Genomic DNA, 14,670 nt, shown 5'->3' on the forward strand with positions numbered 1-14,670 from the left:
CGAATGGACTTCCCTCGCCTCCGTGCGATAAGTCAACATCGATTCGCTAAAGCCCATCGTGTTTCCTTTATCGCACTACGGGCTCAGTCCAGTCCCTTCGCTGCTAAACGGGCGCTTGCGCTTTTCTTTTAACGTGGAAAAGAGGCTTGTCCCTATGAGGCAAGCCTCTCCTTTATTTTTTGGTGATTACGCGCCATAGGAATTTGGGTAAAGCGAGTTGTCTCTTGAATCGCTTTGGGTCTGTTGCTAGGCGGTAAAACCATTCCATTCCTACTTTGCGGAACGGGGCTGGTGCGCGTTTTACGTGGCCAGCAAAGACGTCGAAGCTGCCTCCAACTCCCTGGAACACTTTTACGGGAAGACGCTCTTTGTTTTCACGAATCCATAGTTCTTGCTTCGGGCTTCCTAAGGCTACGAACATCACGTCGGCGTTTGAATCTTGAATTTTTTGAATGAGTGCTTCTTGATCTTGGGCATAGCCGTTTTCGTAGCCTGCCACTTGGATTGCCGGGTATTTTTGTTGGATGTTTTCAATCGCTTTGGTTACAACTTCTTCTTTTGCGCCATAGAAAAAGACCCTGTAGCCTTCGTCCGCTGATAATTGAAGGAGTCTATCCATCATATCCACACCTGTAACGCGGGAATTGATGTCGCCTCCTTTTAATCGTGAAGCGAGTAACACACCGACACCGTCTGGGATTTGGAATGTGGATCCGTTAATCAGGTCCCTAAGCGTTTCGTCGGTTTGGCTCTTCATGATTTTTTCGGGATTCACGGCAATGATGGTGGATTGCTCCCCTTGTGCTACGCGTTGTTTTAGTTGTTGGGTGATTTCTTCATAGGATAAGGGGGAGACTTGCACCCCCATGTATTCTTCTTTGGTCATGTTGAACTCCCTCTTACTCGATCGGTTTTAGTCCGGTTAAGTGGCCGATTTGGTAAAGCGTGATATCGTCGTGCTTTTGGATACAGTTGCGTGTGTCGAGCACAACTGGTGTTTTCATATGTTGTTGGAACAAGCTTGGATCCATTTCTTTGAACTGATTGTGGTCGGCTAGCACAATCGCTGCGTCAGCATCTTTTAGTGCATCTTCAACGCTGTGAAGCTCGATGTCTGTTTGTTCTTGTCTTACGAATGGGTCGTGAGCAGCAACGTTGTAGCCTTCTTTTTGCAGCTTACGTAGTACTGTGATCGCTGGGCTTTCACGGATGTCGTCTACGTTCGCTTTATATGTTAGACCAAATACAGCTAGTTTTGGTTTTTGTAAGTTTTCGGTTAACTCTTTAACCTGGCCTACGACAAAGTCGGGCATAGAGTCATTAATTTGACGAGCCGTTTGCATTAAAGGTGTCACTTCTTTTGCTTTTTCTATGATGAAGTATGGGTCAACTGCAATACAATGACCACCAACACCTGGTCCTGGTTGCATGATGTTAACGCGTGGGTGCATGTTTGCAAGGTTGATTACTTCGTGTGCGTTCACGTCGAGTTTATCTGATACTTTTGCTAGTTCGTTTGCGATTGCAATGTTAATGTCACGGTACGTGTTCTCCATCAGTTTTGCCATTTCCGCTTCAACGGATGTTGTTTCGTGGATCTCACCTTTTACGACTGAGCGATAAACGTCTGCTGCTTTGGATGCCGCTTCAGGAGAAAGACCTCCTACGATTCGTGTATTGTGGATGAGCTCTTCCATGATTTTACCCGGGATTACGCGCTCTGGGCAATGGGAAACATATAGGTCGTTTGCTGGTAAATCCCACCCTGCTTCAGTCAGGATTGGTGCAACGACGTCGTCAGTGGTGCGTGGAGGGATTGTGGATTCCACAATAATCGTGTTGCCCTTCTTTAAGTATGGAAGAATGCTTTCAGTTGCTTTTGCAACGTAGTCCGTGTTGGCTGATTTGTCTTCGTGTACAGGCGTTGGTACTGCAATAATGAAGACATCTGCTTCTTCCGGTGTGGTTGATGCTTTTAGTTTGCCGGAATCAACCGCTTCTTTTACAGCCTCAGGCAGACCTGGTTCTTCGATATGGATGTTTCCTTCATTTAACGTGTTTACAACGTTTTCGTTTACGTCGACTCCAACGATGTTGTATCCTGCTCGAGCAAAGATTGCTGAGGTTGGAAGTCCGATATATCCTAGTCCGATGACACAGATTTTGTTCATTATAGATCGCTTCTTTCTTTTAGGTTTAGTTAATTATCTATTAAAGGTATATATTATAATTAGTTCATGTGATTTGAGTATAGCAAACAACAATGGTCGGTGCGACTACTTCTCTATTTCAAATTGATAACATTTTGTTTACACTTAACATTAAGTTATCATTATGATTTTATAATCAATCCGTGCAAAGTTTTTATATAAAGGATGAAGATGTCTTATGAAAATTGTTATTTCCGGCTTTTACGGATTGGGAAATACAGGTGATGAGGCGATTCTTGATGCGATGATCGACAACTTGCGTGAATCGCTTGATGATCCGGACATCACTGTTTTTTCCCTTTCCCCCGAGCAAACAGCTTCTAAACATAATGTTAAAAGTATATATCGCGGCTGGCGCCATGATCTTTGGGGCAAAATCAAAGCCCTATTGAAGGCTGACCTTCTATTAAGTGGTGGCGGAGGATTGCTCCAAGATACAACACCTACTCGTATTATTGGCGGTCCGCTTCCATATTATTTACTTATTGTCTTTTTAGCTAAACTTTGTGGCACGAAGGTCATGTTTTTCTCTCAGGGCATTGGTCCTGTTAAGACACCTTATGGAAAGCGTCTGATGAAAATTTTCGGGAACATGGCGGATTTTATTACGGTTCGCGATGCACATTCCAAGGATTCCCTTAAGAAATTAGGCGTAAAGCGTCCTGATTCTGTGGTCACGAGTGATATTGTTTTTGCTTATCAAGGGCGTGAGGATACGGTTGCTTATGATTCACTTGGGCTTTCTGGCGATGAGCATTTGGTTGGTGTGAGTGTGCGTCCTTGGCTTGGGCAGACTTCTTATCAGCGTGAGATGGCTAAGTTGTTGGATCGGCTTGTTGAGGAGAAAGGTATTACGCCTGTTTTTGTGCCGATGGAAGGGGAGCATGATGCTGAGGTTTCGCGTGAGATTATCAGTCGCATGGCCTTCGGAGAAAAGACGCTGTTACTTAATTCGGATTATTCGCCAAATCAGTATTTACAGTTTATTGGTGAGTGCGACATGTTGATTGGTATGAGACTGCATTCATTGATCTTTGCTGTTTTGGCTGGCGTTCCTTTTGTTGGAGTTAGTTATGATAAGAAGGTTGAAAGCCTGGCTAAGCGTGTGGAGATGTGGGATTACTCTTGTAAGCTGGAGCAGTTCTCTGCTGTTGAGATGTATGAGAGTGTTGTTCAGGTTTATGATGAGCGTGATCAGCTGCGTGAGGTTGTAGAGCGTAAGCGTGTGAAGCTGCGTCGTAAGGCATTGGAGAATATTGAGTTGATGAAGGATCGTTTCGTCTGAGGGCGGGGCGGTCTATTTTTGTTTAGGCTCTGGCTGAAAATGAACCGCGGGATGTGGTTCAGGCGGTCTGGGAGTGTTTTCGGGCGATCGAAGATCGGGTTCAGGCGGTTTTCTGAGATATTCAGGCGGAATTTGAATAGGTTCAGGCGATAGTGTTGATTTTGCAGGCGATCAGGACTAATATTCAGGCGGTTTGGCAAATGATACTTACTCAAGACCTGAAGAATGAGTTGTCACGTGGATAATATCTAGTATTTTTTCCTTTTCCAATCACCTTTAAGTCCATATTCGATAATAATCGCTTCACTACGTCTGGAGATTGGATGCATAACCAATCTCTACATTCCTTATTGGAGATGGGATTATTAAATATGAGAAAGTATTCCTTTATTGCCTGACGAGGGAGCCCCGAAGATGTGGTACCACACAATGTACATCCCCACTTTTTCTTCCCCTTTTTAACTGAAAGCTTATTACAGTGCGGGCACATGATGCCTTTTAGGACTTCTTGTTGTAGAATGTTATATATTTTTAAGGGTGTGCTATCTAATTCAGTGTTTTTCTTCTTTAGGAGGTTGGCTAGCTGGTGGATCATATTAGGAGAAAGAACAGTTTGTGAGTAAGATGAGATAAGCTCTTGGAACTTGTGAGGGAATCGTTCTTCAGCAAAGAATTTTTCTACATATTCACTCTTGGGATCTACTACTCTTATGATGCCTGATGGATGAGTGTTAACGATGAGGTATTCGATAGGGATATGGTGCGGAAAATTTTTTTGGAGCCATCTGATTAATTGAAGTCTGTGTTGCTTCACTTGTGTGAGAGGGTCTTTGATTCTCCTTTCTTTTCCATTTTCATCTGTTTGGATACATTGTTGCAGTGGGTCTCCTACGGTTATGGTTCCTGATAAATATTTAACTTCAAGAATGATGAGCACCTTTTGTGTGATGAGGAGGTAATCCATTTGGAAAGCTGTGTTATATCCAGGGAGTCTTATGGAGTGTAGAACTTGAAGGTTATGTTCATTCAATAAATTAATGTAGTATCTTATTCTTTTTTCCCCTTTATGTCCAGCTCTGTTCTGGCCTAAGCAATCTTCGATGAAATCTCTTTTAGGATGTCGAGTTTCTATCCTATCTAATAATGCCTCGTCCTTTATAATGTTGAGTGGAATTTGAATATCATTGATCAATTATATATTCCCCTTTCTTTTGGTTTAGGGTATTAATTCTTTATGTAATTGGGATTATCCTTCTTGGATTCGGGCGATTTTGTTAGAGTTTCAGGCGATATTTTTTAGCATTAAGGCGATGGTTTGTTATGTACAGGCGATTACAACTTATATTCAAGCGCTCGCTTTTAATTTCCAGGCGCATTGCACTGATTTCCAGGCGATCCGCCGCCCCAAAGGCTACCACTCAAATTCCCAACAATTTCTCCCCCTATCCATAAAAGGTTTTACCCACCAAAGGAAAGGCTAAGGAAAGAAGGACAATTAAGGCATTTTCAAATCTTGGATTTCCAAGTATACTGGTAATGATATGTTTTTGTCGTATTTGTAAGAAATTTGTCTTTATACATAAATCTTTTCTTTATCAATCACCGGAGGAACTTTATGAGAATTTTATTGGCAACGGTTTTCAATTATCCCCATACTGGGGGGTTATCCACTCATATGACAACGCTTAAGGCGGGGTTGGAGGCGTTAGGGCACGAGGTTGATACGCTTTCGTTTAGTGACCTTCCTTATTACAAGCAGCAGTTTTTCGCCAAGGGGCCGAGTATGTTCATGAATCGTATGGCGCCTGGGAAAGGGATTTTGCTTGGGCATAAGTTGCGTGCGGGTATGCTGAAGGATTTGATCAAAAAGCATAATGCGGAGAAAGAGTATGATTTGATTAATGCTCAGGATATTTACGCTACGTTTGCTGGTCTTGATACGGGCATTCGTACTGTAACGACTGTTCATGGGTATATGACCTATGAGGCGATTAGTCGTGGTTCGATTCGAGCTGAGAGTCCAGAAGCGCATCTTTTGCAGGAGAAAGAGAAGGAAGCTTACCAGCGGACAAGCCAAGTCATCACCGTGGATTTCCGTATTAAAAATTACATAGAACAGCTGGCTGGTGTGACTGGTGTTCGTGTTCACAATTTTATTGATGTAGATCAATTTGAACCTCAAACGGAACGACGTAATGAGCTTCGTAAAAAGTTCGGTTTTTCTACAGAGGATAAGTTTATTTTCATTCCAAGGCGGTTAACGAAGAAAAATGGTGTTATCTATCCTGCCATGGCTCTTCCGCATATTCAAAAAACGTGCCCGAATGCGAAGGTTATTTATGCTGGGAGTGGTGAGGATGAAGCGTCCGTTCGCCAGATTTGTCAGGAGAAAGGCGTCACAGATAGCGTGCACTTTCTTGGCGATATCCCTCATGAGGTCATGAAGGATTACTACGCGATGAGTGATATCACAATGATTCCTTCGGTGCATTCGGAAGGTGTTGAAGAAGCAACTTCCATATCAGCACTTGAGGCGATGGGCAGTGGTGTTCCAGTTATTGCGTCCATGGTTGGTGGGTTGAAAGAGATCGTCAACCATCGCACGAATGGATTGCTCGTCGAAGAGCGTGATGTTCAAGGGATTTCAGATGCTGTTGTTGAGCTCCTTGAAAAACCAACATTCGGCCGTGAGTTAGCCTGGAATGCGCGTAAGAAGATCGAGGAAGAATATTCCCATATCTCTGCAGCCACAAAATATGCTAGCATTTACGAATCAGTTTTAAATAAGGCTGTAACGTATTAAGTCCTGATTATTACTTTAAAAGAAGGTTTTCATATATGAGTAAATTAAAACAAACCGCCTTGTGGATCACTCTCTTGGCGTTTTTCCTTAAGATAATGGGGTTCTTCCGGGAAAGCATGATCGCCAAAGAATTCGGTGCCAGCGATTTAACCGACGGCTTCTTGCTTTCCTTTGGTTTTGTCACACTCGTTTTAGCCATGATTTCAAATGGCTTTAACTCGGTATTTCTCCCCCATTACGTGAAGCATCGACAACAAAATCTAGAGCGTGCCGAGCGCAATGCGAGCGGAGTGCTGAACTTCGTTATTGTGTTTTTTATTCTCGCGAGTGCTGCTACATATTTTCTGGTTCCTTATTTAGTTGATTTCATTTTCAATCCAGAAAGTGCGGTGACCGAGCGGGTTACGACGGAAATGACGCAGATCTTCTTCCTGTTCATGGTGATTATCGCGTTGAGTGGTGTGCTCGAGTCTTATCTTCAAGCTCGACATAGTTATGTGCCAACGCAAATCTCCAAAATTATGGGGACGATCATGGCGACACTCTTCATTGTGTTCTTTGCTGATCTGTGGGGCATCTACAGTGTGGCATACGGATTTTTATTCGGAACGTTTTTAGGGGTTTGTATTCAATTTTTCTACCTATTTAAGAATGGGTTCAAGTGGCGATTTGAATTCAACCTGGATAAAGAGTTCGGGAAGGCGTTTTTGGTTCTTTTGATCCCTGCCCTCCTCCACTCTTCAGTTGGACATATTAATCTGTTCGTTGATAAATCGTTCGCCGCTGGTACGGCAGGCGGACCTGTTACGTATTTGAATAACGCATCGTTATTGATGAGTATTCCGCCGATTATATTCCAAACAACGATTTTGGCGATTGTATTTACATTATTATCTGAGCACGCAGAGTCAAAAGAAAAATTCTCACAGACGCTTTTCACAGGATATCAAATTGCTATCATGACGTTGCTGCCGATCGCAGTTGGCATGTACATCGTCGGTGAAGCTGCGATTTCCTTCATTTATGAGCGTCAGGAATTCACGCCGCAGGATACGGCGAATACAGTTGCTGCTTTAAAGATGTACATTCCGTTTATTTTGACCCAAGGGTTGCTGGTGACAGCCGTTAAGGGGATGTACGCTAAAGGTGAAGCGAAGCGAATTGTGAAGATTAGTTCGACCACAATTTTGTTAAACATTGCATTGAACTATGTGTTAGAGCGTTGGCTTGGATATCCAGGGATTGCGCTTTCGACATCACTTGTGAACATTTATTACTCTACAATTATGACGTTGGCTGTTTACAAGGGGCTCGGGAATGGTGAATTACGCCGTTTGGTTACCATGTTTGGACGTGTGATTTTGCCAACGATCGTTATGGCGATTCCTTTGGTGTTGCTGCAGCAATTCACCGGTATCGATGAAATGTACTCACTGTATGAGTTATTGATACTTGTTCCGATTGGAATCGTGTTCTATCTTGCAGGAATGTTTGTATTCTACCGTGAAGGATTTAATCAGATTATGCGCTTAGTAAGAGAGCGTAAGAATATGCAAGCTTAAAAAATTGCTCCAGCGCCCAGATAACAACGCTGGAAGCTGGAGCTTTACATTTTATAAAAGGAGGTGGTTGAATGAAGCGTAAAAACTTAATTGTCGCCTCGGGTGTTTTTGTGATCGGACTATTGCTGTTCCTTGTATTGGTTCCTCGTATAATGACTATTGGCGTTTCAGGTGAAGAGCTTGTCACGATCCCTGGCGGCAGTGTTGATGAGCCGACGATAGAAGTTCACGATCGTTCGCTTCGTTTTAGTTTGAAAAAGCAAACTGAGAAGCAGTGGTCGTCAGCTAAGGATGAACGTTTTATCTATGATGTTCATAAAGGGCGCAAAAATGTGGCTGATTTAACCGTAACGAGGCGCACGCTCTCAAATGGTGATGTTCTTTATTTTACAAAGCTCGAGAACCATCAAGAAGAGCCGCTTCAGCTCAACCTCTCTCTTTTATTTGAAGATGAATCAAATTTAACTATGCAGGCTTTTTCTACTGAGGGAATTGATCATTCGCATGACTCTACATATGGTGTAGATCCGACGACGATTCCTACTGGGTTATTGAATGTTGGAGAGAAGCGTTCTCTCTACCTTGGGAAGAATTACGAGTCTAAGGTTTTGCTGCATGAGTATGAGAACGGAGATACTAGTAAGGTTCGGGAACTGGTTGAGGAAAGGGATCCTTACCGTGTAGATGAGTCAAAGCTTCATGTTCGAGTAACTTCTTCCGAGAAAGGGGTTACGGAGAATTGGATGCTTTGGTCAGATCATTCTCTCTTTAAAAGTAAGCAGGCATTAGAATCTTGGAAGCAATATAATCAGACTTATTTTAAATCTGTTCAAAAGTGGCTGACCCCGACTGGTGCTTTAATTAAGCTCCCTTGGTCAATTGAGCCTGTTACAAAGCTTGGTTATGGACGTAATATTGGTTCGTTATCTGCTGAGGAGATGCTTGAGCGTTATCAGGATTCAGGAGAACGTTTTTTTGAAAGTATGACGTTGAATACACTTACTTCGGTTGAGGCTTATCGAGCGGATAAAGGGACGAAGCTTTGGAAGACGGAATACACGAGTACGTGGGTGAAAAAGTCTTATGGGGTTCATGCTCCATATACGGATACGCGTCACAACGAGAAGTTAGCACTGTTTTTAATTGAAGCAGCCGAAACCTTTGACTTACCTCACTTAAAACAAGAAGGCTTACTGTATGCCGATTACTTGGTGAAACAAGCCGAACAAGGCAATACCATTTCTTTTGAAAAGGATGCCTTTTTAATTGCTGATTATGATGGTCCTGGAATGATGACCACTCCACATGCTTCATTGAACCACGCGCTTGGGGAAGCTTACTACCTACTTCAAGCTTATGAGATTTCAGGTAATGAAGCTTATCTTGAATTAGCCTACTCCATGCGCAAAGGGATTGAGGCTATTGGGCAAGATTGGATTCGTCAGGAAGGTTCTCATCGTGAGGATATGTGGTACCAGGTAAATGCGAATCATACGTTTAGTGGTAATGACTATCAGTTATTAACGTTGATTGACCTTCACAAAAATCAGGATGCCTGGGCTGAGACGAAGTATGGTAAGAGTGAAGTTTTTGCTAGGTTGATAGCTTCGAAGACTTCTTATTTAGAGCGTACTGGGCTTGATGTTGAGAAGGCTGTTCAAGAGAAAATGGATATAAAGTAAGAGGATGAATCTAAAAGATTCATCCTCTTACTTTATTCTTGTGATTTTTACTTCTTTTATATTGGATAGATTTTCTTAAATATTTCCTCTTAATATTGTGAGTGCTTAAATCAGTATTTAATGAGAAATAAATATCTTCTCTATTTTCAAATTCATTCGCTATTTGTTTCGGTGTCATTCCAATATATAAACCTATAGAAAGATAATGTTTAATGATACGTTCAAAAAATTCTTGTTCGTCTTCATCTGGAGTTTCATAAGATTCTCTATATAATTGAGCTATACTATAACAAATATCTTGGCTGAAAAAATTTGGTGTTAGATTTACTCTAACATTCCATGGTCTTACCCTTAACTTTTTTCCCATAAACACTAAATAAGGAAGAGTACTCAAGTAAACGTTTTGTAATTTTTTAGATGAATATTCATTATTCCAAAGACACACTTCATGTAAGTGTAAAAGACGTTTTTGTATCATTTTTGTAATAGTATCTTTCTTGATGGTGCGTGTGTCTTCAGCTTTTATATATTTAAATAGATTCTTTAAATCCATAGATGAAACCCTCTCTAGCGTGATAGATAATGTTGTAAAATCACACCAACTGTTGTTTGAGTAATAAACCGCTACTGCGATTGAAAAAGTAGATTCATTTAATAATTTATCATACTTTTCTGGTGTAAAGTTGAAAAGTACTGCAAAATCTATTTAAGCAGATTCTTTAATAGGTTTCGGGATATCTAAATAAAAGCCCTGCATATATGAAATACCTAACTTTTTGGCTGTTTCATAATCTTCTTCAGTTTCTATTCCCTCTAAAATTAGCTTTATATTTGAATTAGCTGATACTTCCGCAAATGCTGATAAGATATCTTTCTTTTCAACTGAATCAGATATATTAAATCCGTAAAATTTGTCCAACTTTATATAGTCTGGATTTATATTTCTTATATTTTTTAAATTTGATTGACCTTTTCCTACATCATCTATGGCTATTTCAATACCTAATTGACGGAACATTTGAATATTATTTATAAATTCATATGAATCCCAAACATATTGATCATCATTACTCTCGTTTAGTTCAAAAACGATATTTTTGACTTGTTCCTCCTGGATCCATGAGAAAAACTCATGAATCACTGAAGATACAAGGGTGCTTGGGAAAATATTAAAGAATATTTTATGATTATGGTTAATGGGACTGTTCTTTTGTAAGAATTTCTTTATTGAAAACAAATCTAATTCTACCAAAGTCCCTTGTTTTCTTGCTTTTTTAAACAATGTTTCTGGATTCGTTAATGATTGATGACGTAGTAAAACCTCAAAGCCTAAAGAACTTTCTGTTGAGACATCAAAGATATGTTGTACGACATGATAATACTCATCTCTATCTAACATTTCTTTCTCCTTTTCGTAGCACCTTGCTATTTATAACTTGAACTTTCGCACCTGCTCATTTAGTTGTTCTGCAAGTTGAGCTAACTCATTTGAACTAGCAGACACTTCTTCCATTGAACTGCTTGATTGCTGGGCACTTGTGGCCGCTTCCTCTACTCCTGCTGCAGATTCCTCTGATACAGAGGCAATTTCTTGAATAGAAGCATTCATATCATTGCTTTCATTTGATATTTCATTTAAGTTTCCAGAGATCTGTTGGACTTTTGAAGCCATATCTGTAACGGATTGTTGGATACTTTCAAATGTTTCACCGGTCACTTGAATTTGTTTGGATCCTTCATCTACTTGTTCATATCCATTTTGCAAGGACTGAACTACTGAGTCTGTTTCATTTTGAATGTTCGTTACAATCTTCGTAATATCTCCAACAGAGTGTGAAACTTGTTCTGCAAGCTTACGAACCTCATCGGCCACAACAGCAAATCCTTTTCCATGTTCTCCAGCCCTTGCTGCTTCAATAGCTGCATTGAGAGATAATAGATTGGTTTGTTCTGCAATATCGTTTATAACCTGTATCAATTTAGAAATTTCTTTTGATTGTTCATCTAAGCCCTGAACTTTTGAAACAGAATCCTTTACGAGTTGATCGATATTACTCATTTGCTCTACTGATTGATTCATTAACGTACTGCCTTCACCTGTCATGTTGAGAACTTCGTTGGAAGTTTGAGCAACTTGATCACCATTTTGCTGGGCATGTTGAATTTTTTGAACAAAACCATCCATTATTTCAGAAAGGTTTGTTGAGCTATTTGCTTGAGTCTCTGAACCTGAAGAAAGTTCCTGCATGGTTGAAGCAATTTGCTCACTACCTTCTTTTACTTCGTTAGCAGATTGTGTTAATTCTTCACTTTGACTAGACACCATCTCCGTAGCTGTGGAAACATCCTTAATAAGCCTCTTCAGGCTATCTTTCATTTCATTTATTGCTGAAGCGAGCTTTCCTATTTCATCGTTTCCATTATATTCAATCTCTTCTGTCTGAAGGTTACCATTTGAAATCTCACTTGCCACATGCACTACCTTATTTAGATTCGTTTGAACCAAGCGATTCACAATACTGATTAGAACAATACCTACAACTGCTGAAGCAATAATAGAAGACACTAGTACTATTATCGTTTGTTTTAGACTATCTTTCACTTCCGTAATCGCTTGTTCCCTATCCTCATTAACAATTGCTCTTAATTCCTTTAATTTATCAACCGTTTCTGCACGTAGATTGCTAATTTCTTGTCTTGTTTGGCGAGCTCTTATATCATTATTTTGATCTACGGCTGGTACAAGCTTATTTAAAAACATCTCATTCATCTTTTTATCATTTGATGCAATTTGATTAAATAAGTCTTGCTGCTTCTTTGTATCCATTTTTCCTCTAACGTCTTCCTCAAATGTATTAAACTTTTCTCTTCTACTCTGGAATTCATTAATTAACATTTCGTCTTTAAAATGAATATAATCAGATGCTCTTACATCTTTTGTACGAATTAACGATCCCATTTCCGTAATAGCTATTGATCTATCTCCACGTCTTTCTAGAGCTGCTAGGTCTTCTTGAATATTATCTACTTGAGTGAAAATTATGTAACCTGCGACAATAAATAAAAGAATACTTACTGTAAATGCTACAACATACTTAGTTCCAAGCTTTAAGTTTCTCCACTTAAATTTATTCATAGCTTATGCCTCCTCAGTCTCTGCAGTTTCAGACATTTCGTTTTCTATGTAATCAAAAGTTTCGGAATTTATTAACTCACGAGGGTCAGTAATTAATATCAAACGTCCATTTTCTAGATTAGCAATTTTGTATTGAATACCACCTTGATTTACTTGTTGTATATTTTCTTCATTAATATCAATTATTTCTCTAGCTTCTTCTACTAAGAACCCTATTTCTTCTTGTTTTACCTTTACTCCAATAACCCGAGCCAAGTTCCATTCACTTAGATTAATCCCTTTATCAAAAAGGGTTATATTCAAATCGATGATTGGCACAACATTCCCTCGAATTGTACTAATCCCAATCACTGATGCTGGTGATTTCGGGATCTGTGTCACCTTCGATGGGAGTTCAATATAATTGACGTAATCAATTGGCATTCCAAATTCTTCATTATGAGCAATAAACGTTACATACTTCCTAGACAAGTTTTGCCTCCTCATGAAATTTTGCTAAAAATCCGACATTTTTTTAGTTATCTCGACAAAAATTCCTCATAAAAAAAATCCACTTCTATAAGACTGTGGACGTGTAATTGTAAGCAGCACGGATACCATGGCAAGTTGTTAATACGTTTGGTTGATTGCTTTGAGTACTTATCTTTCGACAAGTTTGCCATGTAATTTTAAATATATATTCCATATATTTATTAACTAAAAATAACTATAGATCATTTTTACTATATGGTATATAGGTATTTATACCTATTTTTTGAATAAATATGTAAAAAGCCTCTGCAGTGCAGAGGCTCCTTTGTTATCTAGGCATATATCCATTCAAGAAGAGATGGAATTCCTTTTTGGCTACGGCATAATCTTTTTTCGCTTGGTTCAATTGCATGGTTTGGTTCATAATGTTAAGTCGGGATTGAGTATGCTGCTGTTGATTGCTCATGCCGTTTTCAATAAGAGCTTTAGTGTTTTCATACATATCTTTTGCTTTTCTAATGTTTGAGCGATAGCTTTCGATTTTTAGATGAAGGGTTTTGAGTTCATCTAGTTTTTGATGTAGTAAAAGTTGTAGCGCGTCTTTTTGTTCCTCGAGTTGGACTTTAGCTACTTCTAATTCATGCTTGTAATACTCTTCTAGTTCGTCTTCTGCGTCATCGCGATCATCTTGTGCCTCACGAATTTTTCTTGGGTCCGTTACGATGACATCTAATGAATCACTTTCGTCCACGATTTCCTCATAGACTTCTACACTTTTCTCTGGTGTGTCTAAGGCTGCGTGCTCAGCTAAATCTTCTGACCACATTTCTGGATTGTAAAATGAGTCTGGCATTAGGCCGACATCTGGAGATTCTTCTAAAGGCCACTCTGCGTCGATTGGCTTGTCTAGTTTTTGATTTGCTTGGTATTTCGCCATTTTGAAACGTTGTTCTGCTTCTTCTAATGATACTTCAGCGTTTGTCAGGTTCATTTCAGACTGCAGGACGTCCATCTCGGATGCTTCGCCGTTTTCTTTTTCTACACGAATCATGGCCAGTTCCTCTTGGGCTTTTTCTAGGTTCGCTTGACTAACATCAACGCTTTGACCTGCGATCCAGTAATTGTACATTGTTTCATAAGCTGTCATTTCAGATTGGAATATGTTTTGAGCATCTTGATAGTTATCTTGGGTTTCTTGAATTCGGTCTAGCTCATCAGAAAATTCACCTTGGTATGGCTGTGAATCCTCGGAGATTTCTGGTTTTGATGCATTGATGATTTTATTTGGGTCATTCTTTTTGATTTGATTCACCGCATCTTTGAAATTTAGCGAATCTAACTGCGCCCCTGCAACCATTCCAATCGGGAGCGTCAGGACAGCAGCTGTTATAATCGCAATGCGTTTCCCCTTCACATTGATTCCTCCCCCATTATGTATGGGGGCCTGCCTCTCCCGCAGACCCCTCTTTTCGTGTCTAGCTCCAGCGCCCAGCAACGATGGGACTTCCCTCGTCTCCGTAC

At 40.1% G+C, this 14,670-nt stretch carries 12 protein-coding genes and 1 riboswitch; of the genes, 4 read left to right on the forward strand and 8 right to left on the reverse strand.

Annotation, left to right across the window (positions count from 1 at the left end; all coding sequences use genetic code 11):
* Nucleotides 1-172 precede the first annotated feature (172 nt).
* Both H514_RS0115585 and H514_RS0115590 read right to left on the reverse strand, forming a co-directional pair.
* A complete protein-coding gene (locus H514_RS0115585; RefSeq protein WP_027447793.1) occupies nucleotides 173-886 on the reverse strand; it encodes a WecB/TagA/CpsF family glycosyltransferase in 714 nt (237 codons plus the stop codon).
* 13 nt (nucleotides 887-899) lie between these two features.
* Complete coding sequence (locus tag H514_RS0115590) at nucleotides 900-2,171, reverse strand: nucleotide sugar dehydrogenase (protein ID WP_027447794.1); 1,272 nt, start codon at nucleotides 2,169-2,171, stop codon at nucleotides 900-902.
* Nucleotides 2,172-2,388: 217 nt separating this feature from the next.
* On the opposite strand from H514_RS0115590, the gene csaB reads away from it, so the two are divergent.
* Nucleotides 2,389-3,495 carry a polysaccharide pyruvyl transferase CsaB gene (gene csaB / locus H514_RS0115595; RefSeq protein WP_027447795.1) on the forward strand — a complete coding sequence of 369 codons (1,107 nt, stop codon included), beginning with the start codon at nucleotides 2,389-2,391 and terminating at the stop codon, nucleotides 3,493-3,495.
* A 211-nt stretch (nucleotides 3,496-3,706) separates the two neighbouring features.
* On the opposite strand, the gene H514_RS0115600 is transcribed toward csaB, so the two are convergent.
* Entirely contained in the window at nucleotides 3,707-4,687 is a 981-nt protein-coding gene (locus H514_RS0115600; RefSeq protein ID WP_027447796.1) for a nuclease-related domain-containing protein, read from the reverse strand.
* A gap of 423 nt (nucleotides 4,688-5,110) precedes the next feature.
* On the opposite strand from H514_RS0115600, the gene H514_RS0115605 reads away from it, so the two are divergent.
* The 3 genes from H514_RS0115605 (at nucleotide 5,111) to H514_RS0115615 (ending at nucleotide 9,542) form a co-directional block, all read left to right on the forward strand.
* Nucleotides 5,111-6,298 (forward strand): glycosyltransferase family 4 protein, encoded by a 1,188-nt coding sequence (locus tag H514_RS0115605; RefSeq protein ID WP_027447797.1) that lies wholly within the window; start codon nucleotides 5,111-5,113, stop codon nucleotides 6,296-6,298.
* 35 nt (nucleotides 6,299-6,333) lie between these two features.
* Entirely contained in the window at nucleotides 6,334-7,860 is a 1,527-nt protein-coding gene (gene murJ / locus H514_RS0115610) for a murein biosynthesis integral membrane protein MurJ (protein WP_027447798.1), read from the forward strand.
* 71 nt (nucleotides 7,861-7,931) lie between these two features.
* A complete protein-coding gene (locus H514_RS0115615) occupies nucleotides 7,932-9,542 on the forward strand; it encodes a hypothetical protein (protein WP_027447799.1) in 1,611 nt (536 codons plus the stop codon).
* 19 nt (nucleotides 9,543-9,561) lie between these two features.
* Here H514_RS0115615 and H514_RS0115620 read toward each other — a convergent pair whose 3' ends face one another.
* From H514_RS0115620 to H514_RS0115640, 5 genes are all read right to left on the reverse strand, one after another.
* Entirely contained in the window at nucleotides 9,562-10,095 is a 534-nt protein-coding gene (locus H514_RS0115620; protein ID WP_027447800.1) for a hypothetical protein, read from the reverse strand.
* Nucleotides 10,096-10,248: 153 nt separating this feature from the next.
* The gene (locus H514_RS0115625; protein ID WP_027447801.1) at nucleotides 10,249-10,941 is read right to left on the reverse strand and encodes an EAL domain-containing protein; all 693 of its coding nucleotides are present in this window, start codon (nucleotides 10,939-10,941) and stop codon (nucleotides 10,249-10,251) included.
* Between the two features lie 30 nt (nucleotides 10,942-10,971).
* On the reverse strand, nucleotides 10,972-12,678 hold the full coding sequence (locus H514_RS0115630; protein WP_027447802.1) for a methyl-accepting chemotaxis protein: 1,707 nt from the start codon (nucleotides 12,676-12,678) through the stop codon (nucleotides 10,972-10,974).
* A 3-nt stretch (nucleotides 12,679-12,681) separates the two neighbouring features.
* Complete coding sequence (locus H514_RS0115635) at nucleotides 12,682-13,149, reverse strand: chemotaxis protein CheW (RefSeq protein ID WP_027447803.1); 468 nt, start codon at nucleotides 13,147-13,149, stop codon at nucleotides 12,682-12,684.
* Nucleotides 13,150-13,258: 109 nt separating this feature from the next.
* Nucleotides 13,259-13,348: riboswitch (cyclic di-GMP riboswitch) on the reverse strand.
* A gap of 129 nt (nucleotides 13,349-13,477) precedes the next feature.
* Nucleotides 13,478-14,563, reverse strand: a complete 1,086-nt coding sequence (locus H514_RS0115640) for a TolC family protein (protein ID WP_027447804.1) — start codon at nucleotides 14,561-14,563, stop codon at nucleotides 13,478-13,480.
* Nucleotides 14,564-14,670: the final 107 nt, after the last annotated feature.

The sequence above is a fragment of the Pontibacillus marinus BH030004 = DSM 16465 genome, from assembly GCF_000425225.1.
Taxonomy (GTDB): Bacteria; Bacillota; Bacilli; order Bacillales; family BH030062; genus Pontibacillus; species Pontibacillus marinus.

Excerpts from the sequence above, each read along its gene's own strand:
- csaB (WP_027447795.1), top strand. The coding sequence starts at position 2,389 with ATGAAAATTGTTATTTCCGGCTTTTACGGATTGGGAAATACAGGTGAT.
- H514_RS0115630 (WP_027447802.1), bottom strand. The coding sequence starts at position 12,678 with ATGAATAAATTTAAGTGGAGAAACTTAAAGCTTGGAACTAAGTATGTT.
- H514_RS0115615 (WP_027447799.1), top strand. The coding sequence starts at position 7,932 with ATGAAGCGTAAAAACTTAATTGTCGCCTCGGGTGTTTTTGTGATCGGA.
- H514_RS0115605 (WP_027447797.1), top strand. The coding sequence starts at position 5,111 with ATGAGAATTTTATTGGCAACGGTTTTCAATTATCCCCATACTGGGGGG.
- H514_RS0115620 (WP_027447800.1), bottom strand. The coding sequence starts at position 10,095 with ATGGATTTAAAGAATCTATTTAAATATATAAAAGCTGAAGACACACGC.
- murJ (WP_027447798.1), top strand. The coding sequence starts at position 6,334 with ATGAGTAAATTAAAACAAACCGCCTTGTGGATCACTCTCTTGGCGTTT.
- H514_RS0115585 (WP_027447793.1), bottom strand. The coding sequence starts at position 886 with ATGACCAAAGAAGAATACATGGGGGTGCAAGTCTCCCCCTTATCCTAT.
- H514_RS0115625 (WP_027447801.1), bottom strand. The coding sequence starts at position 10,941 with ATGTTAGATAGAGATGAGTATTATCATGTCGTACAACATATCTTTGAT.
- H514_RS0115590 (WP_027447794.1), bottom strand. The coding sequence starts at position 2,171 with ATGAACAAAATCTGTGTCATCGGACTAGGATATATCGGACTTCCAACC.